At 65.7% G+C, this 23041-nt stretch carries 22 protein-coding genes; 3 read left to right on the top strand and 19 right to left on the bottom strand.

The window, feature by feature from the left end; translation table 11 throughout:
- The first annotated feature begins 297 nt into the window (after positions 1-297).
- Together C6W88_RS12610 and C6W88_RS12605 are read left to right on the top strand one after the other, a co-directional pair.
- A complete protein-coding gene (locus C6W88_RS12610; protein WP_045993415.1) occupies positions 298-1965 on the top strand; it encodes an electron transfer flavoprotein-ubiquinone oxidoreductase in 1668 nt (555 codons plus the stop codon).
- Between the two features lie 318 nt (positions 1966-2283).
- Positions 2284-3543 (top strand): dicarboxylate/amino acid:cation symporter, encoded by a 1260-nt coding sequence (locus C6W88_RS12605; protein WP_108132690.1) that lies wholly within the window; start codon positions 2284-2286, stop codon positions 3541-3543.
- Between the two features lie 191 nt (positions 3544-3734).
- Here C6W88_RS12605 and C6W88_RS12600 read toward each other — a convergent pair whose 3' ends face one another.
- The 15 genes from C6W88_RS12600 to C6W88_RS12530 all read right to left on the bottom strand — a co-directional run bounded on the left by C6W88_RS12600 (position 3735) and on the right by C6W88_RS12530 (position 17691).
- Positions 3735-4595, bottom strand: coding sequence for a sulfurtransferase (locus C6W88_RS12600; RefSeq protein WP_108132689.1), 861 nt, complete (start codon positions 4593-4595; stop codon positions 3735-3737).
- Positions 4596-4761: 166 nt separating this feature from the next.
- On the bottom strand, positions 4762-6966 hold the full coding sequence (locus C6W88_RS12595) for an ATP-dependent helicase (RefSeq protein WP_108132688.1): 2205 nt from the start codon (positions 6964-6966) through the stop codon (positions 4762-4764).
- Positions 6966-7556: a DUF1285 domain-containing protein gene (locus C6W88_RS12590; RefSeq protein WP_108132687.1), complete on the bottom strand. Its 591-nt coding sequence runs from the start codon at positions 7554-7556 to the stop codon at positions 6966-6968. Before C6W88_RS12590 ends, C6W88_RS12595 begins: the two co-directional genes overlap by 1 nt.
- Before the next feature lie 95 nt (positions 7557-7651).
- A complete protein-coding gene (locus tag C6W88_RS12585) occupies positions 7652-8488 on the bottom strand; it encodes a TatD family hydrolase (RefSeq protein WP_108132686.1) in 837 nt (278 codons plus the stop codon).
- 106 nt (positions 8489-8594) lie between these two features.
- On the bottom strand, positions 8595-9596 hold the full coding sequence (locus C6W88_RS12580) for a DNA polymerase III subunit delta' (protein WP_108132685.1): 1002 nt from the start codon (positions 9594-9596) through the stop codon (positions 8595-8597).
- Positions 9587-10267 carry a dTMP kinase gene (tmk, locus tag C6W88_RS12575; protein ID WP_108132684.1) on the bottom strand — a complete coding sequence of 227 codons (681 nt, stop codon included), beginning with the start codon at positions 10265-10267 and terminating at the stop codon, positions 9587-9589. The genes C6W88_RS12580 and tmk overlap by 10 nt, the downstream gene beginning before the upstream one ends.
- Positions 10268-10299: 32 nt before the next feature.
- Complete coding sequence (gene mltG, locus C6W88_RS12570) at positions 10300-11304, bottom strand: endolytic transglycosylase MltG (RefSeq protein ID WP_108132683.1); 1005 nt, start codon at positions 11302-11304, stop codon at positions 10300-10302.
- 106 nt (positions 11305-11410) lie between these two features.
- Entirely contained in the window at positions 11411-12229 is an 819-nt protein-coding gene (gene pabC, locus C6W88_RS12565) for an aminodeoxychorismate lyase (RefSeq protein WP_108132682.1), read from the bottom strand.
- A gap of 3 nt (positions 12230-12232) precedes the next feature.
- Positions 12233-13471, bottom strand: coding sequence for a beta-ketoacyl-ACP synthase II (gene fabF, locus C6W88_RS12560; protein ID WP_108132681.1), 1239 nt, complete (start codon positions 13469-13471; stop codon positions 12233-12235).
- Positions 13472-13737: 266 nt separating this feature from the next.
- Positions 13738-13971 (bottom strand): acyl carrier protein, encoded by a 234-nt coding sequence (gene acpP, locus C6W88_RS12555; protein ID WP_021820799.1) that lies wholly within the window; start codon positions 13969-13971, stop codon positions 13738-13740.
- Positions 13972-14092: 121 nt separating this feature from the next.
- The gene (gene fabG / locus C6W88_RS12550) at positions 14093-14836 is read right to left on the bottom strand and encodes a 3-oxoacyl-ACP reductase FabG (protein WP_045993432.1); all 744 of its coding nucleotides are present in this window, start codon (positions 14834-14836) and stop codon (positions 14093-14095) included.
- 60 nt (positions 14837-14896) lie between these two features.
- The gene (fabD, locus tag C6W88_RS12545) at positions 14897-15844 is read right to left on the bottom strand and encodes an ACP S-malonyltransferase (protein WP_045993431.1); all 948 of its coding nucleotides are present in this window, start codon (positions 15842-15844) and stop codon (positions 14897-14899) included.
- A 9-nt stretch (positions 15845-15853) separates the two neighbouring features.
- On the bottom strand, positions 15854-16927 hold the full coding sequence (plsX, locus tag C6W88_RS12540) for a phosphate acyltransferase PlsX (protein ID WP_083970469.1): 1074 nt from the start codon (positions 16925-16927) through the stop codon (positions 15854-15856).
- Between the two features lie 34 nt (positions 16928-16961).
- Complete coding sequence (gene rpmF / locus C6W88_RS12535) at positions 16962-17132, bottom strand: 50S ribosomal protein L32 (protein WP_010627954.1); 171 nt, start codon at positions 17130-17132, stop codon at positions 16962-16964.
- A gap of 25 nt (positions 17133-17157) precedes the next feature.
- A complete protein-coding gene (locus C6W88_RS12530) occupies positions 17158-17691 on the bottom strand; it encodes a YceD family protein (protein WP_045993405.1) in 534 nt (177 codons plus the stop codon).
- Positions 17692-17841: 150 nt separating this feature from the next.
- On the opposite strand from C6W88_RS12530, the gene C6W88_RS12525 reads away from it, so the two are divergent.
- Positions 17842-18462: a Maf family protein gene (locus C6W88_RS12525; protein ID WP_108132680.1), complete on the top strand. Its 621-nt coding sequence runs from the start codon at positions 17842-17844 to the stop codon at positions 18460-18462.
- On the opposite strand, the gene sppA is transcribed toward C6W88_RS12525, so the two are convergent.
- From sppA to C6W88_RS12505, 4 genes are all read right to left on the bottom strand, one after another.
- Complete coding sequence (gene sppA / locus C6W88_RS12520) at positions 18450-19553, bottom strand: signal peptide peptidase SppA (RefSeq protein ID WP_108132679.1); 1104 nt, start codon at positions 19551-19553, stop codon at positions 18450-18452. The two genes, C6W88_RS12525 and sppA, sit on opposite strands and share 13 nt — an antisense overlap.
- 68 nt (positions 19554-19621) lie before the next feature.
- Positions 19622-20266, bottom strand: coding sequence for an HAD-IA family hydrolase (locus tag C6W88_RS12515; RefSeq protein ID WP_108132678.1), 645 nt, complete (start codon positions 20264-20266; stop codon positions 19622-19624).
- A gap of 158 nt (positions 20267-20424) precedes the next feature.
- A complete protein-coding gene (locus C6W88_RS12510) occupies positions 20425-21651 on the bottom strand; it encodes a bifunctional alpha/beta hydrolase/OsmC family protein (protein ID WP_045993401.1) in 1227 nt (408 codons plus the stop codon).
- 232 nt (positions 21652-21883) lie between these two features.
- Complete coding sequence (locus tag C6W88_RS12505; RefSeq protein ID WP_108132677.1) at positions 21884-22831, bottom strand: RluA family pseudouridine synthase; 948 nt, start codon at positions 22829-22831, stop codon at positions 21884-21886.
- Between the last annotated feature and the right edge of the window lie 210 nt (positions 22832-23041).

Here is a 23041-nt window from a genome sequence, read left to right as displayed (position 1 = left end):
GATTTACGCATCGCGTGTCCCGAGAGGACACCACGATTGAGAACTTTTCGCTATGCCCTTATGCGTTTCATGCAAGCGTTTGATAGGGGCTCGGTGCGTACCTTCAATGTGCCACAGGCCGGGCCTTGGCAACAATCCCCGCATGCCGAGTCGACCATTGGGGAGGGTCGACCATCGTAAGGATGACCCGACGACGCTATTATGCCTATCATGGGACACACCGTGAAGCAAACGACCGTTTAAAATCTGTACGACGTTGGTGGCACCCCGACGTCACGCCGAGGAGGAAAGCACCCGATGGCAGAACAAGTAGAACGCGACACCATGGAGTTCGATGTGGTCATCGTCGGCGCCGGTCCGTCTGGACTGGCCGCCGCCTGCCGACTGATGCAGCAGGCCAACGAGGCCGAGCAGGAACTGACCGTCTGCGTGGTCGAGAAGGGCTCCGAGGTGGGCGCCCATATTCTGTCCGGAGCGGTGCTCGAGCCCCGCGCGCTATTCGAGCTGTTCCCCGACTGGGAGGAGCGTGGCGCCCCGCTGACCACCCCGGCGGTGCGTGACGAGCTGTACCTGCTCAAGGACGCCGAGAAGGCCCAGAAGCTGCCCAACGCGCTGGTGCCCAAGAGCATGCACAACACCGGTGGCGACATCACCCGCTATGTGATCAGCGCCGGCAACCTGTGCCGCTGGCTGGCCGAACAGGCAGAGTCCCTGGGCGTCGAGATCTTCCCGGGCTTCGCCGCCCAGGACGCCATCGTCGAGGACGGCGTGGTACGCGGCATCCTGACCGGCGACATGGGCGTGGCCGCCGACGGCAGCGAGAAAGGCGGCTACGCACCGGGCATGGAGCTTCGTGCGAAATACACCCTGTTCGCCGAGGGCGCCCGTGGCCACATCGGCAAGCGCCTGATCCGCGAATTCCGCCTGGACGAGGGCAAGGATCCCCAGCACTACGGCATCGGTCTCAAGGAATTGTGGGACGTACCGGCGGAACAGCACGAGCCAGGGCTGGTGCTGCACGGCTCCGGCTGGCCGCTGGACAAGAACACCCACGGCGGCTGGTTTCTCTACCACGCCGAGAACCAGCAGGTGGTGGTCGGCCTGATCATGGACCTGGCCTACCAGAACCCCTACCTGTCGCCGTTCGACGAGTTCCAGCGGATGAAGCACCACCCGGTGCTCAAGCGCTACCTGGAAGGCGGCAAGCGGGTGGCCTACGGGGCCCGTGCCATCGCCAAGGGCGGCCTCAACTGCCTGCCGAAGATGACCTTCCCCGGCGGGCTGCTGATCGGCTGTGACGCCGGCACCCTCAACTTCGCCAAGATCAAGGGCATCCACACCGCCATGAAGTCCGGTCTGGTGGCGGCAGAAAGCGTGTTCGAGTCGCTCAAGGACGGCAACGAGGGCGGCGACGAACTCAAGGCGTTCGAGGCCAGGTGGCAGGACAGCTGGGCCTACAAGGAGCTCGAGCAGACCGCCAGCTTCGGTCCCGCGATCCACAAGTACGGCACCGTGGGCGGTGGCGCCTACAACTTCGTCGATCAGTTGCTCGGCGGCAAGCTGCCCAGGGTCCACGACACCACTGCGGACCATGCGGCGCTCAAACCCGCCAGCGAGTTCGAGAAGATCGACTACCCCAAGCCCGACGGCAAGCTGTCCTTCGACAAGCCCTCCTCGGTGTTCCTGTCCAACACCAATCACGAGGAAGACCAGCCCTGCCACCTCAAGCTCGAGGATTCGGAAATTCCGATCCACAAGAACCTGCCGGAGTACGCCGAGCCCGCTCAGCGCTACTGCCCCGCCGGGGTCTACGAAGTGGTCGAGGGTGACGATGGCCAGCCGCGTTTCCAGATCAACTTCCAGAACTGCGTCCACTGCAAGACCTGCGACATCAAGGACCCCGCCCAGAACATCACCTGGGTCGCCCCTGAAGGCGGCGGTGGTCCCAACTATCCCAATATGTGATCGCGGGCGGGCCGCGTCGCTGCCGAACGCGGCCCAACCATGACCCAGGGCGTTGACACGCCCGTTAGCCAACACCCTCAGCGGACGGGCCCAGCCCCGTCCGTTTTTTTATTGCAGGGCATACACTTAACGTCATAACAAATCGGTCTATTGGGCTTCTTGCCAAGACATCGCCGAGCCCTAATAGTGTGCCCCCTTATCGATCGCCCCCCCCCTGCCGAACACCCGCCTTGTCATCGGCCTATCCGGCCGAACTCCAGGCCAGGGCCAGGGACAGCGACAGGGCAGCCGTGATCGAGGCCGCTACAGGGAGATACCATGGCCCACACCCGTCAAATACTGCTGGCCCTGATCCTCGGGATCCTGGCCGGCGGCGCCGTCAATCTGTTCCTGCCCCAGTGGGCGGGCGTCCTGGATACACAACTGCTGACCCCACTGGGTCAGGTATTTCTGCGCCTTCTGCAGTTTATCGTGGTGCCTCTGGTGTTCTGCGCTCTGGTACTGAGCTTTACCCAGGTCGATCGCAGCGAAAGCGTCGGGCGCTACGCCGGCAAGCTGCTGATGCTCTATGTGCTGACCAGCGCGGTGGCCCTGGCCATCGGCATGGGCATGGCCGCCTGGCTGACCCCGGGCCTCGGCGTGGACAGCGCTCAGGCCGCCGGCGTCGAGGCCCGCGACCCGACCCCGCTGGCCCAGTGGCTGGTGGGCCTGGTACCGAAAAACCCCTTTGAGGCGCTGGCCGAGGCCAACCTGCTGCAGATCATCCTGGCCGCCGCCCTGGTCGGCGTGGCCGCCCGCCAGCTACCGGAACAGAGCCGGCCGCTGGTCTCGCTGCTGCAGAGCGGCTACGACGTGACCCTCAAGATCCTGTCGATGGTACTCAAGCTCGCCCCCATCGGTGTGTTCGCGCTGATCGCCTCGGTGGTGGCCACCCAGGGGTTCGACCTGCTGTTGAAGCTCGGCCTGTACGTGATCGGCCTGCTGGCGGCCATCGGCGCCATGGCGGTGTTCTATCTGGCCCTGCTGGCGATCACAGGTGCCCGCCCCCTGGCCTACCTGCGCCACTTCGGCGAGGCCCTGAGCTTTGCCCTTGGCACCGCCAGCTCCAACGCCACCCTGCCGATCGCCCTCAACAATGCCCGGGCCTACGGTGCACCACACCAGCTCAGCGCCTTCGCCCTGCCCTTCGGGACCGCCCTCAAACGTGACGGCGCCGCCGTGCTCCAGGGCTTCAATGCGCTCTTCGTGGCGCAGCTTTTCGGCGTCGAGGTGACCCTGACCCTGGCCGCCACCATCTTTACCACCGGCCTGCTGGTATCCTTCTCCACCGCTGGCGTGCCGGGCGCTGGCCTGGTGGCCATGAGCACCGTACTGTCGGCTGCAGGGCTGCCGCTGGAGGGCGTCGCCGTGGTCGCCGGCGTGGACCGCTTCACCGATGGCTTCCGCACCTCTCTGAACGTGATGGGCAATACCGCCAACGCCATGCTGCTGAGCCGTCTGGAGGGCCGCCACCATGCCGCCCACCCAGCCGCCCACCCAGACTCTGGCCAGACAGGCGCCAGCGAGGCAGGCCGCTAGACGATGAATCGACAGGGCCCGGCTGCGCAGGAGAGCCAGGCCCCACCTCGACCAGGTACTGATGATTCAGCGCCATGCTGATAGTCCAACGAGCACGGCCCCGTCACCTGATGACGGGGCCGTGCTCGTTGATGGTGTTGACGCTGAAGGACCGCTGTAGGCGCCACAAGGCGGCGCCGTCAGCAGTGGCGTCAGGAAGCGGTGGCGGGGCCGGTCTCGGCCGGGCGTGCGGGATCGCCGCTCCACTCGCTCCAGGAGCCGACATAGAGCCGCGGGGCCGGCAGACCCGCCAGGCGATAGGCGAGAATGTCATGGCAGGCGGTAACGCCGGAGCCGCAGTAGGCAATCACGCCAGGATCCTGCTGCGACGTCTGGGGCAGTTCTCTTGCTAAAGCCTCCGGCGACTTGAAGCGTCCATTGTCGTCGAGATTGAGGCTACAGGGGCGATTGACCGCACCAGGGATATGCCCGGCTCGGGGGTCCATCGGCTCGACCTCGCCGCGATAGCGCTCACCGGCCCGGGCGTCCACCTTCAGCGCCGCAGTCGACGCCATCTCCTCGAGGACGACGAAACGACTGTCGTCGAATTCGGGTGCCCACTGCGACGGCGCAGGAGGTGCACCCTCCCCCACCTCCCAGTCACCATTGATGCCCTCCCAGGCGGCGAGGCCACCGTCGAGCAGGCGCACCCGCGGGTGGCCGGCCCACTCGCTCAGCATCCACCAGGCCCGTGCCGCCGCCAGCTGGCCGCCGGCATCATCGAGCACCACCACCTCGCGCTCAGGCGCAACGCCCAGCCGCTGAAGGGTCGCGGTGAAGTCGGCGTGGCTCGGCAAGGGGTGTCGTCCGCCTGCCCCGGAGCCAGCGTCCCTGGGCCCGGACAGGTCACGGTCCAGATCCAGGTGCAGACTGCCAGGGACATGCGCCTGACGCCACAGCGCCGCCCCGGCCTCGGGGTCGTTCAAGCGCACGCGGCAGTCCAGCACCAGCGGCGGGGTGTCGCCGTCTAGCGCGTGTCGCAGGCTATCGGCGTCGATCAAGGGATGGGTCATGACGAACTCCTTCTCATGTCAGAACACTGTCTGGTGGCGCAAGGCTTTATCGCACCGGAGCCTTATCGTATCGAAGCGCTTTCGCGCGTCTCGACAAGTGGCCCGCGTCCTGTCCAGCCGGCACGGGGCAAGGCCTGAAGGCGCCCCGCTCGCGAAGCCGCCCTGATCAGGCGCTCGACAGCCGCTCGATCGGGGCGCGATGGGCGATCAGGCGGCGCTTGCCGGCACGATCGAAGCGCACCTCGATGACCGGATTGGCGGGGTCGCCTTCCACCAAGGCGACCTCACCGTCACCGAAGACGCCGTGGCGAATGCGCTCACCCACCTGGTAATGGCCATTGCCTGGCGCTCGCTCAAGCGCCTTGATCGGCAGCGGCTGCCCCAGGGCATTCAGATAGCGCCCCACCAGTGCCGGCTCGGCGACGCTCACCTCCTCGGGGTCGGCTCCGTCAGCGCATCGGTACAGCGCCCTGGCCACGGCGCTGGCGTCGCGGCAGGCGCTCTCTTGGATAAAGCGGCTGGGACGATGATCGCCGCCATCGTGGAGGAGGACCAGACGTTCGATGGCCCGGGTGATGGCCACATAGTAGAGCCTGCGCTCTTCCTCGAGACGCTCGGGGGACAGGGGGTTGTCACGACTGTAGTGGGGAAAGTCCTCTTCATTGACCGCCCCCACCATCACCAGCGGCCACTCCAGGCCCTTGGCGCCATGGACGGTGTTGATCAACACCCCTTCGTCGCGGTTCTGCACCGGGCGCCGCAACAGCTCGATGAAGGTGGCGATGTCGCCGACCTCCCGAGCCTGCTCGATCAGGACATCGAGCAGGCGCACGTCCTCCTCGCCCTTGTCGCGGCGGGAGGCGGCGCGCTTGAGCACCTTTTCCGCCTCGACCTCCGCGACCACGTGCTCGAGCAGCGCGTCGGCGGACAGATGGGCAAGCTTCGGCAGCTCGCACAGCAGTTGCCAGCGACGCTTGAGGGTGCGCTTCTGGTGGGGCTTCAGTCGCGCCAGCAGCGCGTCGCTCGGCCCTGGCCAGGTCTGGGTGTCGGCCAGGCGCTGGACCAGGCTAGCGAGCACTTCACGTGGTACGAAGCAGGTCGGCTGGGCAAACATTGGCATCAGCGCGCCGGGGTCGCGCAGTTTCTCGGGCGACAGCGCCAGCGATAGATAGCCGGCCAGAGCCTCCACCAGCGGCAGGCGAAAGACGAAGCGATCCTCCCGGGCCAGGCGAAAGGGAATGCCCTCGCGCAATAGCGCCAGCTGCATCGGCACCGACAGGGTCCAGCTACGTACCAGCAGACAGGCTTCGTCGAGACGACGGCCGGCTTCCACCCAGCGCTTGAGTCCATCGAGGAAGGCACTGGCGCCCCGTGCCACCTTGAGCTCGGTACGCGGATTGGTGGGCGCCGCCAGACACAGCTGATCCGGGCGACGCGGGTTGCCGGCGATGGCATGATTGGCGGCCAGCGCCAAGGCGTGACCATGGCGAAAGGTGGTCGACAAGGGGTAGTCGGTGGCGGCACCGAAGATCCGGGTAAAGTTCTCGAGCATGGCCTCCGGGTGGGCGCCGCGCCATTCGTAGATGCACTGGTTGGCGTCACCCACCGCCATCACCGAGGCCTGGTCGCCGGCCAGCACCGCCAACAACCGCTGCTGAGCGGCATTGATGTCCTGATACTCGTCGATGATCACGTGGTCGAGGAAGCCCTGAACCCGCTGGCGCAGCGCGGGATCACCTTCGAGTGCCAGCAGCGGTCGATACAGCAGATCCGAATAGGTCATCACGCCGTGATCGGCCAGCAAGGTCTCGAGACACTGGTGGGCGACGACGAAGTGGCGAGTCCCCTCGCCGAGCTCGAGCCGCTCATACAGCAACTGGGGGTCGATCACCTCGGCCTTGACCAGCGAACAGAAGTGAGCGAGTTCCTCGATGCGATCGGGCTCGAGCGCGGCGTCGCGATCCTCGTCGACCTGGGCCAACGCCTCCAGGGTCGCCTGGCGCAGCAGTCGCTCCTGCTGCCAGTCTGCGGTCAGCAGTTCGCGCCGTGGCAGCGCGCCCCAGCGGGTCAGGCTCTGACTCAGGCGATGTCCGAGAGAGTGAAAGGTACGCACCTCCGGCAGTTCCATGCCGGGTTCGGCCATGGTCACCAGACGGCGCTGAAAGTCTTCCCGGGCGGCGCGGTTGAACATCAGCACCATCATGCGCCGGGCGCTGACTCCATGGGACAGCAGGTGCAGTACCCTGGCCACCAGGGTGGTGGTCTTGCCCGCTCCGGCCACCGCCGCGACCCTGGCGTGGCCTGCCGGGTGGGCGACAACGCAGCGTTGTTCGGGCGTCAGCGCGAGCCGCTCCAATGCAGGTGAAGCCATCAGTGCGCGTCACCCTCCAGGCGTCCCAGCGGCTGCCACACGCCGTCGCTGGTAAGCCCCAGCTCGCCGCGCTCGGTGCGCGCTTCGGCCTGTTCGACCAGACGGTAGAAGACGTTACGCCCGAGTCGAGCACTCACGCCATAGGGCAGGCACACCTGGGGCACCTCCTCGCCCGCCGGTGTCGTCGACAGCGACAGTCGATACTCCTGACCCAGGGCGATACGCTCGCCGACGTTGGTGGTCAGCCACCAGCGCTTGTCTACGTGGTCTTCTGGCTGGCCTTTTGACTGGCCTTCCCGCTGAGCGTCTGCCTGCTCGGCCTCCAATACCACGAAGGCGGTGTCCTCGACGCTGATCCGCCACTTTTCGATAGGCGTGACCAGGTAATGGTGGCCGTCTTCCTCCCGTCGCAGGATGCGCGCGAACAGGCGCACCAGCTCAGGTCGCTGGATCGGACTGCCTTCGTGGATCCAGCGCCCGTCTCGGGCGATCACCAGGTCCATCTCGCCGCTCGGTTCGGGCTGCCAGTCAGACAAGGGCGGACGCTCACCAAGCTCGGCGATGCCGTTCAGGATGTGATCGAGTTGCATGGAGGCTACCTCGTCGAGTTATCGCTCAAGGCCCGGCCAACAGACCGGTGCCCGTGCCGACCGGGGCCATGGGCCCTGTTCACAACAAAGCCCGCTTAGCCCTGGTCCACAAAGCCCGCGTCGCGAAGGGCCTGCTTGAGGTCCTCCGGGGCGGCAGGCTGGGCCTTGGGAAACAGCCGGTAGAAGTTGGCGGTGGTCTGCATCGCCACCTCTTCCACGCTGATTCCTCGCTCGTCGGCGATGCACTGGGCCACGTCGACCACCCAGGCCGGCTCGTTGGGCTTGCCACGGTGCGGCACCGGCGCCAGATAGGGGCTGTCGGTCTCGATCAGCAGACGATCCAGCGGTACTTTTCTGGCCACCTCGCGCAGCGACTCGGCGGTGCGAAAGGTGACGATCCCCGACAAGGAGATATAAAAGCCCAGGCGCACCGCATCCCGCGCCATCTCGAGGTCCTCGGTGAAGCAGTGAAGTACCCCGCCGACCTCGGGATCGCTGTACTGACGAATCAGCGAGAGCGTGTCCTCCCTCGCTTCCCGGGTATGCACCACGATCGGCAGCGACAGCTCGGTGGCGGCCTGCAGATGGCGAGCGAAACGCTCGTGCTGCACCTCGGCGGGAACGCTGTCGTAATGATAGTCCAGTCCCGATTCACCGATGGCCACGGCGCCATGCTCCTTGGCGCAGGCGACAATCTCGGCAACGCCGGGTTCGTGCTCCACCTGATGCAGCGGATGCACCCCGGCGGAGATCACCACATCGTCGTGGGCCTGGCGAATTGCGGCCAGTTCGGGTACGCCGTCGAGGGTCACGCTGATGGCCAGGAACTGCTGGACGCCGCGCTCGCGGGCGGCGTCCAGGGCCCGCGACAGATCGCCGCCATGGGTATCAGGAGAAAGGCGATCGAGATGGCAGTGGGAATCGACGAACATGAAGATCTCTCGGGGCTTGAATACGGATGTCAGGGACGAATACCGGCGACGATGATCAGAGACGCCAGTGAGCCTCCGGGGAGGACGTCTGGGCACACGACGTCGCTCAGGAACGCAACAGTGCCGCCCAGCGGACCAGCCAGGCCTCGAGCACCAGTTGCGGGTTGGGATTGCCGCCTTCACTGAGCAACCGACGCTGCTCACGGGCGTAGTCGAGCAGGCGGAACCAGTCGCGCACCCGGCCATTTTTCACCGCCTGGCGATAGAGCGGTGCCAGGTCGGGGTTTCTGAGGCCTTCAGGCTCGCCGGAAAGGCCCAGGCGAATCAGATCCTCCAGCCAGGCGATACCGTACCACAGGATGGCATCGATGGCCTGGCGGTCCAGCCGGGCCGCCTCGGCCACCGGTTCGGCGCCACGTACCAGGGCGTCGAAGGTCTCGTGCAGCTGTTGACGCAGCGCCCGCGAGCCCGGCTCGGCCAGCTGTCGCGCTGCCAGCGGCAACCCACCGGCGGCTCGAAACCAGAAGCGTGCTTCGTCCTCGGAACCGAGTTCCTTCGACAGCCAGTCCAGGCAGTCTTCGAGTTCCGGCGGCTTGAGCGTCCACTGCTGGCAGCGCGAACGGATCGTCGGCAGCAGGTGGGACGGCATGTCGGAGACCAGCACGAACAGGGTGTCCTGCCCCGGCTCCTCCAGGCTCTTCAGCAGGGCGTTGGACGCGGCCACGTTCATCGCCTCGGCAGGACGGATCTCGATGACCCGGTGCCCACCCTGCTGAGCGGTCTGGGAGACGAAGCCATTGACCTGACGGATCGGGTCGATGCGAATCATCCGCTTGCCCTCCTCCGGCGCCACCCGAAGCAGGTCAGGATGGTAGCCCGAGGCCAGCATATGGCAACTGTGGCACTCACCGCAGGCGGTCTCGCCTGGGCGGGCACACAGGGCGCGGGCAATCAGTGCCTCGGCCAGGGACTGCTTGCCGAGCCCGCGGGGGCCCGACAGCAGCACGGCATGGGGCAGACGACCGGCGTCCATCAGCCGCACCAGTTCGTGCCAGCGCGGCGCCAGCCAGGGCATCGGCGGCTGGGCGACGCTACTACTCACGTCCATTGCGCCACCCGCTCGTCCAGTACCCGCGTGATCCGCCGCTGCACCTCTTCGAGGCTGGCGTCAGCGTCGATCCTGACCATCCGCTGCGGTGCCTGCTCGGCCCGGGCCAGGTAGGCCAGGCGCACCCGCTCGAAAAAGTCGCGGCGCTCCTGCTCGAAGCGATCCTTGCGCGTGCCGGTGCGGTCCAGACGACCCGCCAGGCGACGCTCCGCCGCGTCCAGCGGCATGTCCAGCAACAGCGTCAGATCCGGCGTCAGTTCTCCCTGGACCAGACGTTCGAGCTGGACGATGCGCTCGAACGGCAGGCCTCGACCGCCACCCTGGTAGGCAAAGGTGGCGTCGGTGAAGCGGTCGCTGACCACCCAGGCGCCGCGCTCCAGGGCCGGGCGAATACGCTGGGCAAGATGCTGGGCCCGTGCCGCGAACACCAGCAGCAGCTCGGCGTCACTGTCCAGCGGCTCGTCGCTGGACGCCAGCAGCAGTTCGCGAATGGCCTCGGCCCGAGGCGTCCCGCCGGGCTCGCGGGTCTGTACCACCTCGATGCCACGCGCCTCGAGGGCGTCGACCACGAAGGCCAGGTTGGTGGACTTGCCGACGCCTTCTCCGCCCTCCAGGGTAATGAAGCGCCCGCGCGCGCCGGAGGTGGGCTCGGCCGGTTGTGTCTGCGTCATGGATACCACTCCTGGTTCGGGAGACGTCCGCGTCAACGGCGCCGAATATAACGATTGACGGCGTTATTGTGCTCACGCAGCGTGCGGGAGAAGTGGTGGGTGCCATCTCCCTTGGCGACGAAGTACAGGGTGTCGCCCTCCTGCGGGTCGACGGCGGCCTCCAGTGCAGCCCGCCCCGGCAATGCGATCGGGGTCGGCGGCAGGCCATCGATCACGTAGGTGTTGTAGGGGGTGGCTTCGCGCAGGTCGGCCCGAGTGATATTGCCCTCGAAGCGATCGCCCATGCCGTAGATCACCGTTGGATCGGTCTGCAGCCGCATCCCACGCTCCAGGCGGCGCTTGAACACCCCGGCGATCTGACGCCGCTCTTCGGGGGCGCCGGTCTCACGCTCGATCAGCGAGGCCATGATCAGCGCCTCGTACGGCGTATCGATGGGCAGATCCTCGGCGCGATCGGCCCACACCTCCTCAAGCAGGGCTTCCATGCTCTGATTGGCCTGGCGCAGAATCTCCAGATCCTCCACCCCCTTGTGGTAGGTGTAGGTATCGGGGAAGAAGCGTCCTTCCGGATGCTCGCCCTCGTGCCCCAGCGCCGTCATGATCTCGTCGTCGCTCATCTCGGCACTGGCGTGGGCCAGCTTCTCGGCCTCGGCCAGGGCCGCACGCATCTGCTGGAAGGTCCAGCCCTCGGGAATGGTCACGCTGTAGGTGACCACCTCGGCGCTGGCGAGCTTATCGAGTACCTGCATGCCACTCATGCCTGGCTCCAGCGAGTACTCGCCGACCTTCAGCGACGGCACACGATCAGGCTCCACTCGCGTCAACAGCTTGAAGGCCCAGGCGTCGGCCAGCACACCCTGGGCCTCGAGATCATCCACCACCCGATTGAAACCGGCCCCGGGCGGCACCTCGTAGAGCATCGGTTCATCGAGGGTGATCGGGGCCTGCAGACGCGTCTGCCAATAGTGATAAGCGCCGTAGCCGCCAATAGCGGCAATGACGACAAGAGTGAGCAAGACCTTGAGCGCGGTGCGCATGGAAGTTCCTTAGTCTGGTCGCGCCGGCGCACGGCGCTTGTCTGAAGCGGTCAGAATAGTACGGCAAAGCGGATGCAGGCACCCCGGCTGGAAGCGCCCGGGTGACTCAGTCGGCCCCGGCATACCCCAGCAGGCGGTGGGCTCGGCGCTGAAAGGCGCGATGGACATCATTCAGCTCCCAGCCATGCTGGGGCTGCCCTTCGCTGTCGTCGAGTCGCGCGACGGGCCACACGCCCTGGACGCTGTTGCCAAGCCATACAGCCTCGCAGGACGAAAGCTCGTCGGCCAGCAACGGCGCCTCCACCACCGCGCCCTGTTCCAGCAAGGCGGCTCGCAGGGTACCTGCCACGCCACACTGATCCAGCGACGGGGTCGATACCTGTTCGGCGCCCCGGGCGAGAAAGAACACGTTCATGGCGGTGGCTTCGACAAGCTGGCCTCGATCATCCTCGAGAAGCCCCTCGGCGATGGCGGGGTCCCGCCACTCCGCTCGTGCCAGCACGTTCTCGAGACGGGCCAGATGCTTGATCCCGGCCAGCACGGGCTGGCGTGCCAGGCGCAGGCGGCAGCGACGAACCCTGACCCCGGCTGCCCAACGCTGTTGATCGGGTGCGAAGCTCGACCACACCGCCTCAAGCCTGGGGCTTGCGGACGCCGGCGGCGCGTAGCCCCGGCCACCGCTGCCCCGGGTGTAGACCAGCTTGAGCACGCCAAGCCCCGGCCCCGCGCCAGCGAGGGCGGATGCCAGGGCCTCTGTACGGGGCGGGGGCAGGTCGAGCACCCGGCAGCCCTTCAGCAGTCGTGCCAGGTGCTCAGACCACAACAGCGGCGTGCCGTCGCGCACCAGCACCGTCTCGAAAAGGCCATCGCCGTAGGCCAACCCCCGGTCACTCAGGGGCAATGTCGGCTCGGGCGGCCTATTCATCCATCAGGCCTTCTTGAACACCAGGGTGCCATTGGTGCCGCCGAAGCCGAAGGAGTTGGACAGGGTCACGTCGACCTTGGCATCGCGGGCGGTATGCGGCACGTAGTCAAGCACGCACCCTTCCTGGGGATTGTCCAGGTTGATGGTGGGCGGCAGCGCCTGATCACGAATCGCCAGGATGCTGAAGACCGCCTCCACCGCACCGGCGGCACCGAGCAGGTGGCCGATCATCGACTTGGTGGAGCTGACCGCAACGCTTTCGGCGGCGCTGCCCATGACCTTCTCCACCGCGCGACTCTCGGCCAGGTCACCGGCGGCGGTCGAGGTGCCGTGGGCGTTGATGTAGTCGATATCGCTGGCGTCGATGCCGGCGTCCTTGATCGCGTTGGCCATGGAGGCCGCCGCGCCGCGACCGTCTTCCGGCGGCAGGGTCATGTGGTAGGCATCATCGCTCATGCCGAAACCGATCAGCTCGGCGTAGATGGTCGCCCCACGTGCCTTGGCGTGTTCGTACTCTTCCAGCACCACCACGCCGGCGCCGTCGGACAGCACGAAGCCATCGCGATCCTTGTCCCAGGGGCGGCTGGCCGCCTGGGGATCGTCATTGCGTGTGGACAGTGCCCGCGCGGCGGAGAAGCCGCCCAGCCCCAACGGTGTGGTCGCCATCTCGGCACCGCCACAGACCATCACGTCGGCGTCGCCGTAAGCGATGGTGCGGGCGCTGTAGCCGATATTGTGGGTACCGGTGGTGCAGGCGGTGGTGATGGCGATATTGGGGCCACGGAAGCCGTGCTGAATCGCCAGATTGCCCGAGATCATGTTGATGATGGAGCCGGGCACGAAGAACGGCGAGATACGCCGGGCGCCGCTCTTGTTGAGTGCGTTGTGGTTGTGCTCGATCATCGGCAGCCCACCGATCCCCGAGCCGATGGCCACGCCGATGCGATCGGCATTTTCCTCGGTGCACTCGATACCGGCGTCCTCGATGGCCTGAGCCCCCGCGGCAATACCGTACTGGATGAACAGGTCCATCTTCCTGGCATCCTTGGGGTTCAGGTAGGGGCTGATATCAAAGTCCTTCACCGAACCGCCGAAGCGCGTGTTGAAGCCGCTGACATCGAAGTGCTCGATGGGCGCCACACCGCTCTTGCCGGCCAGGATGCTGTCCCAGCTTTCCTTGACGGTGTTGCCCACCGGTGTGACCAGGCCGAGGCCCGTCACCACTACCCTTCTACGAGACATCAGCTTTCCTCCAGACATCCAAAAAGTTACGGCCCAACTGTGGAGGACCGTCGGTTGCGCGCATTATACCCGAGACACAGGCCGCTGTGCTCCCCCCGGCGCCGAGGCTTTACCGGGAAGGCTGGCACAGGACCCTGGCTTCGAGGCCTGGACACGCAAAAGCCGCCCTGGCGAACCAGGACGGCTTCCGCGGGGATTGCATCCCCGCCTTTCAGCAAGCGGCCATCGCCGCCACCGGCAGACTGACTCGGAACACCGAGCCGGTCTTACTGGTTGGCGTTGACGTAGTCGATCGCTTCCTGAACGGTGGTAATCTTCTCGGCTTCTTCATCAGGAATTTCGGTATCGAATTCCTCTTCCAGCGCCATCACCAGCTCAACGGTGTCCAGGGAATCAGCGCCCAGGTCCTCGGTGAAGGAAGAGGAGTTCTGAATATCTTCTTCCTTGACGTTCAGGCGCTCTGCCACAACTTTCTTCACGCGCTCTTCGATGGTGCTCATTTAGACATACTCCAGTCGTTCACGTTAGCCGTTCTGATGACCAGCTGGTTAATTCCGCAAGTAAACTGCGGGGTAGTTTATAGACCCCTTCGGGTCGACGCAACACACGCAGGAAGCGCATTCAGCGCATGTTCATCCCGCCATTGACGTGCAGGGTTTCGCCAGTGATATAGGCTGCGCTATCGCTGGTCAAGAACCCGACCGCCGCGGCGATTTCCTCGGGCTGCCCCAGACGCGCCAGAGGCACCTGCCCCTTGAGCATCGTCTGCTGATCCTCGGACAGCGCCTGGGTCATGTCGGTGGCAATAAAGCCAGGCGCCACGGCATTGACGGTAATGGCACGGGAAGCCACCTCGCGCGCCAGCGCCCGGGTGAAGCCTTCCATGCCCGCCTTGGCGGCAGCATAGTTGCTTTGGCCGGCGTTGCCCATGGTGGCGACCACCGAACTGACGGATACGATACGGCCCCAACGGGCCTTGCTCATGCCACGCAGGCACGCCTTGCTGAGGCGAAAGACCGACTTGAGGTTGGCGTCGAGTACACCATCCCACTCATCTTCCTTCATTCGCATCAGCAGATTGTCACGGGTGATACCGGCATTGTTGACCAGGATGGTCGGCGCACCAAACTCGTCGTTGATCGACTTCAGCAGTGCTTCGACGCTGGTCGGATCGGTGACATCGAGGCGGCGCCCTGCGCCCTGAAACCCCTGCTCCTTGAGGTCCGCATCGATGCGGTCGGCACCGGCATCGGTGGTGGCGGTGCCGATCACGATGCGACCCTGCCGCCCCAGCTCGTGGGCGATGGCACGGCCGATACCGCGGCTGGCCCCGGTAATCAGGGCGACTCTAGGCTCGGTTGTCATGGTCACTTCCATTGCTTCGTCGTTGTCGCCCGGCACAGCGCCGGGCCAGGAGGCTTTCGATCAGTTGATCTCGCGAGCCAGCTCAAGGGCGGCACTGAGACTGTCGGGATCATTGACCGCCAGTCCGCGACTGCCCCGGGCAATACGCTTGTTGAGGCCGGTGAGGACCTTGCCGGGCCCGCACTCGATGAACACCTCGGCACCGCCGTCGACCATCTTCTCGACGCAGGAGACCCAACGCACCGGCTGGTAGAGCTGCTCGATCAGGCGAGTGCGCAGGGTGGCCACATCGGCATGGGCCTGGGCATCGACGTTCTGCACCACGGTATAGCGCGGCGCCTTGAGCTCGATATCGCCAAGCGCCTGCTCCAGCCGCTCGGCAGCCGGCCGCATCAGGTCACAGTGGGAAGGCACCGATACCGGCAACGGCATCGCGCGCTTGGCCCCGGCCTCCTGACAGGCGGCGATGGCACGATCCACGGCGGCCTTGCTGCCGGCGATCACCACCTGCCCGGGAGCATTGTAGTTGACAGCAGAGACCACGTCCCCGTCGGCCGCCTTGGCGCAGGCCTGCTCGACGGCCGCGTCGTCCAGACCGAGAATCGCTGCCATGGCGCCCTGCCCGGCCGGCACGGCCTGCTGCATGGCTTCGCCGCGCAGGCGAACCAGACGAACCCCTTCCGCAAAGGAAAGCGCGCCGGCGCACACCATGGCGCTGTATTCGCCGAGACTATGGCCGGCCATGGCACCGGGGCGCGGGCCCTCGAGTTCCTGCCACACGCGCCAGATCGCCACGCTGGAGGCCAACAGTGCCGGCTGGGTGCAGGCGGTGGCATTGAGCGCCTCCGCAGGACCTTCCTGGACCACCTGCCACAGGTCGTAACCCAGCGCCTCCGAGGCCTCCTCGAAGGTCGTCCTCACCACGCTGTAGCGTTCGGCCAGATCGCGCAGCATGCCGACCTGTTGCGACCCCTGCCCAGGGAAGATAAGGGCAAGCGGTTGAGTCATCTTGATCACCTATAGCTCTTGTTGGCCATCATCCATATCCACACTGCCCCCTGACAAGGGACCGGAAGATGGACGACGATGGTCGAGCTCGGCCTCCAGCCGGCTCGGCAAGTCACGGCTGACCTCCTGGGAGGCGCGCTTCAGGGCGTAGTAAAAACCCTGAGCGTCACAGCTGCCATGACTCTTTATCACAATACCCGCCAGCCCCAGCAGGCTGGCGCCGTTGTAGCGAACCGGATCCAGTTCACTCTTCAATCGTCTGAGCGCTGGACGGGCCAGCATCCCCACCAGCCGACTCCCCCAGTGCGCCTCGAAGGTCGCCTGGACGCGACCGACCAGCATCTTGGCCAGGCCCTCGCTGGCCTTGAGCAGCACATTGCCGACAAAGCCGTCACAGACCACGACGTCCGCCTGACCGGCAAACACGCCATCGCCCTCGATAAAGCCAAGATAGTCGATCCCGGCCACCTGGCGCAGTGCCGCATCGGCCTGCTGTACCGCCAGGGAGCCCTTGGTCGACTCCACCCCAACGTTGAGCAGGGCAATCCGCGGAGCCGCCAGACCGTCGACGTGGCGCGCCATGATATCGCCCATCAGGGCGAAGTCCACCAGGCGCTCCGCCGACACATCCACATTGGCACCCAGATCAAGCAAATAGCAGCGTCCGTCGCCTCGCGTCGGAATCGCCGTACTGATGGCCGGGCGTGGCACGCCCGGAACCATGCCAAGGGCGCGGCGCGACAGCGCCATCAAGGCGCCAGTATTGCCGGAACTGACGCCGACATCGGCCTCACCCGCCGCCACACAGTCAAGCATGCGAGCCATGCTTGAAGCATGGCCTCGGCGCAGCGCCTGAGAGGCGCGCATATCGGCGGGGATGATATCGGGTGCGTCACACAGGTGCAGATGCGACGCCGCCGCGGCCAGAGGCCGCGGCAGGCGTGAAATCTCGTCATCCAGCAGGCCCGCAGGGCCAAACAGCTGAATGTCGAGCTGCGGGTCCTCGATGACTGCCCTGGCCGCCCCCGCCACGGTGGCGCGGGGACCCTTGTCCCCGCCCATGGCATCTACGGCAATCCGCATCCCGGCGGCCAGGCGCTATCGAGGCGTCGTCAACTTATACGTCGACGACCTTGCGACCGCGATAGAAACCGTCCGGGGAGACGTGGTGACGCAGGTGAGTGGTGCCGGTCTCCTTGTCCTGGGACAGGGTCGGTGCACTCAGGGCGTCGTGGCTACGACGCATGCCGCGCTTGGAACGGGTCTTACGGTTCTGCTGAACTGCCATGGGAAATCACTCCACAAAAAATCGATCAGGTATCGGTGTTGCCCTTGAGGCGCTTGAGCACGTCAAAGGGACTGCCAGAGGGCGCTTCCGAGACTTCGGCATCCGCCCCGCTGCTCAGCTGGTCGCGCGAGACAGGACACTCTGACTCGTCGTGGTAGACCACCTGGGGCAGACTGAGGATAAGTTCATCCTCGACCACACCCAGCAGGTCCAGCTGTTCATTCTCCACCAGCACCGGTTCATGGGTGCTCGGCAGATCGGCGGCCAGGTCGTCACTGCTGACGAGCCCGAGCAGGAAGTCGCTCGTGACATGTTGGGCCATGGGCTCGAGGCAGCGGCGACACGGCAGCTGCAGATCGGCCTCCAGGCGCCCCCGGATCACCCGACGCCCCTGAGCGTCGATGGCGAATTCCAGCCAGGCGCTGGCATCGCCCTGTTGAGCGCCGACCTCTTCGGTCAGGCGGCTCATGTCGGCCAGCGCCACCAGGCCTTCGAGGTGTTCGGCTTGGGCGGCGAGCTTGTAGGGCTCGACCCGGCCGGGCAATCGTGAGGTCAACATAGGCGCGCAATGATAGGCACTCGTTCCGCCCCTGTCAAAGCCCTGTGCTCAATAGGTTACCATGTCCCGGGATCCGCTCGAACCCGACGAGCACAACCTGCCCATAGCGGGCCTCCCCGACACGACTCCACACATTGCAAGGAAGGACGCATGACCCCACTGGTGCTTGCCTCCAGCTCACCCTGGCGCCGCGAACTGCTTGAACGGCTGGGCCTGCCCTTCTCCTGGGCGAGCCCGGACATCGACGAGACCCGCGGCACGGACGAGACGCCCACATCATTGGTGCAGCGGCTGTCGCTGACCAAGGCCGAAGCGCTGGCCGACGCCTACTCGCGCCACCTGATCATCGGCTCCGACCAGGTAGCCCTGTTCGACGACCAGATCCTGGGCAAGCCCCACACCCAGGAGCGCGCCTGCGCACAACTGCGAGCCTTCTCGGGGCAACGGGTGCGTTTTGTCACCGGACTGGCGCTGCTCGACACCGCCGAGCATCGCCATTGGGTCGGCTACCAGCACTATGACGTGGTCTTTCGCCGTCTCACCGACACCGAGATCAGCACCTACGTCGCCCGCGAGCAGCCGCTTCAGTGCGCTGGCAGCTTTCGCATGGAGGGTCTCGGCATCACCCTGTTCGAGCGCCTGGAGGGTGACGACCCGAACAGTCTGATCGGCCTCCCTCTGATTCTGCTGTGCCGGTGGCTGCGCGAGGCTGGCGCCGACCCCCTGGCGGCATCCGCCACCGATGTCGCGAACGGCGATCAGGGCAACTGATAACGCACCGGCGATGACGCCTGCGGCAGCCCCATCCACTGGGCCACGCCCACACCGAAGCGCCGAGCCAGGCGGTCGAAGGGGTCCTGGGATGGGGTGTAGTCCTTGATTCGTGGCTGGTCGAGCCATTCATGGGCCTCTTCGTCCAGGGTACCCAGGCGATCCACCAGGCCCAGCTCCAGCGCCTGCTCTCCGGTCCAGATCAGGCCGCTGAAGATCCGGGGATCATCGGCCAGACGATCACCGCGCCCTGCCTTGACCGCATCGATGAACTGCTGATGGGTCGTATCCAGCACCTCTTGCCAGAAGGCCTGCTGTTCGGGACGCATCTCGGAGAAGGGATCGAGAAAGGCCTTGTTGTCGCCTGCGGTGAAGACGCGCCGCTCCACACCCAGGTCATCGATGGCCCCCTCCAGCCCGAAGCCGGCGTAGATGACGCCGATAGAGCCGACCAGACTGGACGGCGCAGCGACAATCTCGTCCGCCGCAGACGCCATGTAATAGGCGCCGCTGGCCCCCAGGTCCTCGACCACCGCGACGATCGGCTTGTCGCCGCGCTCGCGCAGGGCCATCACCGCCTTGTAGACCCGCTGGGACTGCACCGGACTGCCGCCCGGACTGTTGATATGCAATACCACCGCGGCGCTGCTGGGCGACTCCCAGGCGGCTTCGATACCTTCGATCAGGCGCTCGGCATTGGCCGGCGACTCGCTATCGATCACACCGTCGACCTTGACCACCCCAAGATGCCTGGCCTGCTCTCGCTCATCGCCAGGCACCATCAGCAGTGCAAAGCCCACCAGCGCCGCCACTCCCAGCAGCAGCGCCAGCCAGGCGAAACGAAAGAACAGCTTCCAGCGCCGACTGCGCCGCTGCTCGACCAGTACGCTCTGGATCCAGCGGTCCATGCTCTCGATCTGGGCAAGGCGCTGGCGCTCCCGCAATACTTCGGCGCTGTCGCCGGACGATTCAGCCGGCCCGCTGCCGCCGCTCTTGTCCGGCCCACTACCGCCGGCTGCCGCCGCTCCCTTGCCGCTGGAAGACGACATCTCCCCCTGGGTCCAGGGGTCATCCTTGGGGGTATCCGACATCCCACCACTCCTTGCAAGCCTGGCGACAACCAGGAATAGAAAACGATTTGCCAGACGATCGACGCGATTCAGCCAGCCAGGTGGTCCAGCACCTGATCGAAGCGATCCGCCACCAGCAGCGGCTCACTGCGCGACAGCCGCTGCACATCGTGCACACCATACGAGACAGCGATGCGCGGCATGCCGATGGCACGCGCCATTTCCATATCGTACTCGGTATCGCCGATCATGACGGCGCGGGAGGCGTCGACGCCGCACTCTTCGAGCAGCTCGACCAGCATCAGGGGATCCGGCTTGGAACGCGTCTCGTCGGCGGTACGACTGGCACGAAAGAAGCGACCGGTGTCGCTCTGGCGGAAGATACGATCGAGCCCGCGACGGCTCTTGCCGGTGGCCACGGCCAGCGCCGAGGACGAGGCCAGCGAGGCCAGCCCCGCCTCGACGCCGGGATAGAAGGTGACCGGGGTGGCATCACCCTCGACGAAGTGCCAGGCATAGCGTGCCTTCAAACGCTCGGCCTGCTCCGGCTGGATACCCGGACACAAGGTGGCGATGGCTTCCGGCAGACCGAGACCGATGATATCGCGAATCTCGCCTTCCCCCAGCTCGCCCCACTCGGCCTCGCGGCCAGCCGCCTGCATGCAGGATACGATCCGGGCGATGGAATCCATCAGGGTGCCATCCCAGTCAAAGATGGTCAGGTCATAGCGCAAGAGACAACTCCTCGAGAGACGACGGCGTCCACGCCATCGCCCATGGATAAATGCCTCTTCCCCGATGATGGGTCACTCAAGCACGCAGACCGGCTCGGCGCAGCACCAGAGAACCAGACGCCACGACTAACAGTGACAGCGGCCTGCGCCCGTCAGGACTAGTCTGCCAGCCGAGTCACCACCCTAGCCTTGCCCTCCAGCGTCAGATGCACCGGACACAGGTCAGCGATGGCCAAGAGCTTGTCGCGGGCCTCCTGGTCGAGATCCCCCGTCAGGAAAAGGACACGTTCGAAGTGGTCGATTTTGCCACTGGTCGCCTCGCACTCGCCACAATCCTTGGCGTGAATCTTGTCATGGGAGACGTCCACGGTGACATCATCGAGCGGAAGCTTCTTGCGCCTGGCGTAGCTGCGCACGGTCATCGCCGTGCAGGAGCCGAGCGCCGCCGCCAGCAACTGGTACGGCGTAAAACCGAGATTGGTCCCACCGTAGGAAAGCGGCTCGTCGGCCAGCAGGTGGTGCGCACCCGCGACCACGTCCTGACGAAAGCCTGCGGGATCGGCTTCGGATACTCGGGTGACGCCTTCAGGCGCTCCCGCGGGGGGCTTCGGCGCCTCCAGGCCCAGATAGCGCGACGCCCAGCCGACGATGACCTCGGCGGCGTACTCGGCGTCCTGTGGCCGGGTCAGCAGATGGTCGGCGTCATCCAGCGAAACAAAGCTTCTGGGATGACGAGCGGCGGTGAAGATGGCCGAGGCGTTTTCGATCTCCACCGTTTCGTCGTTGGGCGCGTGCAGCACCAGCAGCGGACGCCCCAGGTTCTCGATGCGCTCGTGCTGACGCTGACTCTGGAGATCCTCGATAAAGGCCTTGCGGATGGTAAAGGGACGGCCTGCCAGGACCAGCTCGGCCTCCCCTTCGCGTTCGATGACGTCGAGGTTCGAGCCGAAGTTATGAACCACATGAGCCGGATCGTAGGGCGCCCCGACGGTGGCCACCGCCTTGACCCCGGGCAGACGCTCGGCGGCGGCGATCACCGCCGCACCGCCCAGCGAATGGCCGACCAGCAGAGACGGTGACAGCCCACGCCCCTCGAGATGCTTGGCGGCGGCCACCAGGTCATCCACGTTGGAGCTGAAATGGGTATTGGCGAACTCACCCTCGGAATGACCAAGACCGGTGAAATCGAAGCGCAATACCGCCACGCCCCGCGACACCAGTCGTGCCGCGATACGCTTGGCGGCGAGGATATCCTTGGTACAGGTAAAGCAATGGGCGAAGATCGCCACCGCCTGGGGCTCACCCACCTCCGGCCGGTCGAACCTCGCCGCCAGCTGGTTGCCGTCGTGACCGGGAAACTGTTCTCTTTCGCTGATGACACGCATGACCGTCCTACCCTCCGAAGACTCATGGGCGCATCGCCGGCACAAACCGCCGATGCCTTACCTGAATCCTTGGCCGAGGACGATCGTTTGGCAACCTGGCTCGCCTGCCCGGCGCGGGCTCACCACGTCCGCCAGACACAGCGATTCACCCACACTTGCTCATTTAGCGCACTGTAATTTCAGTCTTTCTTGCCACAAGGCGGGCACCAGGCAAGGCCGCCGGCGACATCTTTCACTGTCGCCGCCGAGCCTTGTCGAGCACAGTTTCCAGGGCATCGTCGAGGGGAGCGCGAATCTGCACCGGCCGCTGACTGGTCGGCTCGGGGAAGGTCAGCGAGGCAGCATGCAGAAACAGGCGATCCAGCCCCAGTTCGCGCCCAAGGCGAGCGCCCTCTCGGGTACCGTACTTGTCGTCGCCCAACAGCACGTGTCCGGCGTGGGAAGCGTGGACGCGAATCTGATGGGTACGCCCGGTGATCGGCTCCGCCTCCACCAGGGTTGCACCGGCAAAGGTCTCACGCACACCAAAGCGGGTCCGAGCCACCTTGCCCTGCGGATCGACCCTGACTCGACGCTCGCCGTTGCCGGCGTCGTAGCGATCCAGGCGGGCACTGACGAAATCCCGACGGGCTGGCCAGCGGCCTGCCACAAGCGCCAGATACTGCTTGTTCATCTTGTGCTGCTTGAGCGACTGGTTCAGCGCAAGCAGCGCCGGCCGGGACTTGGCCAGCAGCAGACACCCTGAAGTATCCCGATCCAGCCGATGCACCAGCTCCAGGAAGTCCAGGTCCTCGCGCACCTGCCGCAGCGCCTCGATCAGTCCGATCTTGACGCCACTGCCGCCGTGCACCGCCAGTCCCGACGGCTTGTTCAAGACCATCCAGTCAGGCCCTTCCAGCAGCACGCTGCCGGCCAGCAGATTACGCAGATTATCGCTGACCTCGCGCACTGCCTCCTGCGGTGCCAGCTTGAGCGGGGGAATACGCACCAGATCGCCAAGCGCCAGACGGGTATCCGCCTTGACCCGCTTCTTGTTCACGCGCACCTCACCCTTGCGCACGATGCGGTACACCAGCGAACGGGGGGCGCCCTTGAGGCGACTCATCAGAAAATTGTCGACGCGCTGGCCGACCTGGCCTTCGGTCACTTCCACCCACTGCACTTCACGCCCTTCGGCCACGCTGTCACCCCACTCGAAACCCGCAATAAAGCGCCATTCTAGCGCAGCTTGTCGCCAATTGCTGACCCCTGGCATTGCTGTTATATTGCTTGTTCGCTCCCCGGGTCCGATTGACCCCTGCAAGCGCCTGCACGACTAGACACGCAGGCCCGAGCGAAACGTGACTGACACAGCGTTTGCCACAGAGGCCGCGACGACCCACAGAGGTCC

The sequence above is a fragment of the Halomonas litopenaei genome (assembly GCF_003045775.1).
Taxonomy (GTDB): Bacteria; Pseudomonadota; Gammaproteobacteria; order Pseudomonadales; family Halomonadaceae; genus Halomonas; species Halomonas litopenaei.
The sequence above is the reverse complement of the archived record's forward strand: the minus strand, read 5'-3'. Positions and strand labels throughout refer to the sequence as shown.

Coding starts and splice junctions, on each gene's coding strand:
- C6W88_RS12530 (WP_045993405.1), bottom strand. CDS start 17,691: ATGTTGACCTCACGATTGCCCGGCCGGGTCGAGCCCTACAAGCTCGCC.
- acpP (WP_021820799.1), bottom strand. CDS start 13,971: ATGAGCACCATCGAAGAGCGCGTGAAGAAAGTTGTGGCAGAGCGCCTG.
- C6W88_RS12605 (WP_108132690.1), top strand. CDS start 2,284: ATGGCCCACACCCGTCAAATACTGCTGGCCCTGATCCTCGGGATCCTG.
- C6W88_RS12610 (WP_045993415.1), top strand. CDS start 298: ATGGCAGAACAAGTAGAACGCGACACCATGGAGTTCGATGTGGTCATC.
- fabG (WP_045993432.1), bottom strand. CDS start 14,836: ATGACAACCGAGCCTAGAGTCGCCCTGATTACCGGGGCCAGCCGCGGT.
- C6W88_RS12510 (WP_045993401.1), bottom strand. CDS start 21,651: ATGCGTGTCATCAGCGAAAGAGAACAGTTTCCCGGTCACGACGGCAAC.
- plsX (WP_083970469.1), bottom strand. CDS start 16,927: ATGCGGATTGCCGTAGATGCCATGGGCGGGGACAAGGGTCCCCGCGCC.
- C6W88_RS12590 (WP_108132687.1), bottom strand. CDS start 7,556: ATGCAACTCGATCACATCCTGAACGGCATCGCCGAGCTTGGTGAGCGT.
- sppA (WP_108132679.1), bottom strand. CDS start 19,553: ATGTCGGATACCCCCAAGGATGACCCCTGGACCCAGGGGGAGATGTCG.
- C6W88_RS12600 (WP_108132689.1), bottom strand. CDS start 4,595: ATGACCCATCCCTTGATCGACGCCGATAGCCTGCGACACGCGCTAGAC.
- C6W88_RS12595 (WP_108132688.1), bottom strand. CDS start 6,966: ATGGCTTCACCTGCATTGGAGCGGCTCGCGCTGACGCCCGAACAACGC.
- C6W88_RS12580 (WP_108132685.1), bottom strand. CDS start 9,596: ATGGACGTGAGTAGTAGCGTCGCCCAGCCGCCGATGCCCTGGCTGGCG.
- fabF (WP_108132681.1), bottom strand. CDS start 13,471: ATGTCTCGTAGAAGGGTAGTGGTGACGGGCCTCGGCCTGGTCACACCG.
- mltG (WP_108132683.1), bottom strand. CDS start 11,304: ATGCGCACCGCGCTCAAGGTCTTGCTCACTCTTGTCGTCATTGCCGCT.
- pabC (WP_108132682.1), bottom strand. CDS start 12,229: ATGAATAGGCCGCCCGAGCCGACATTGCCCCTGAGTGACCGGGGGTTG.
- rpmF (WP_010627954.1), bottom strand. CDS start 17,132: ATGGCAGTTCAGCAGAACCGTAAGACCCGTTCCAAGCGCGGCATGCGT.
- fabD (WP_045993431.1), bottom strand. CDS start 15,844: ATGACTCAACCGCTTGCCCTTATCTTCCCTGGGCAGGGGTCGCAACAG.
- C6W88_RS12585 (WP_108132686.1), bottom strand. CDS start 8,488: ATGTTCGTCGATTCCCACTGCCATCTCGATCGCCTTTCTCCTGATACC.
- C6W88_RS12525 (WP_108132680.1), top strand. CDS start 17,842: ATGACCCCACTGGTGCTTGCCTCCAGCTCACCCTGGCGCCGCGAACTG.
- tmk (WP_108132684.1), bottom strand. CDS start 10,267: ATGACGCAGACACAACCGGCCGAGCCCACCTCCGGCGCGCGCGGGCGC.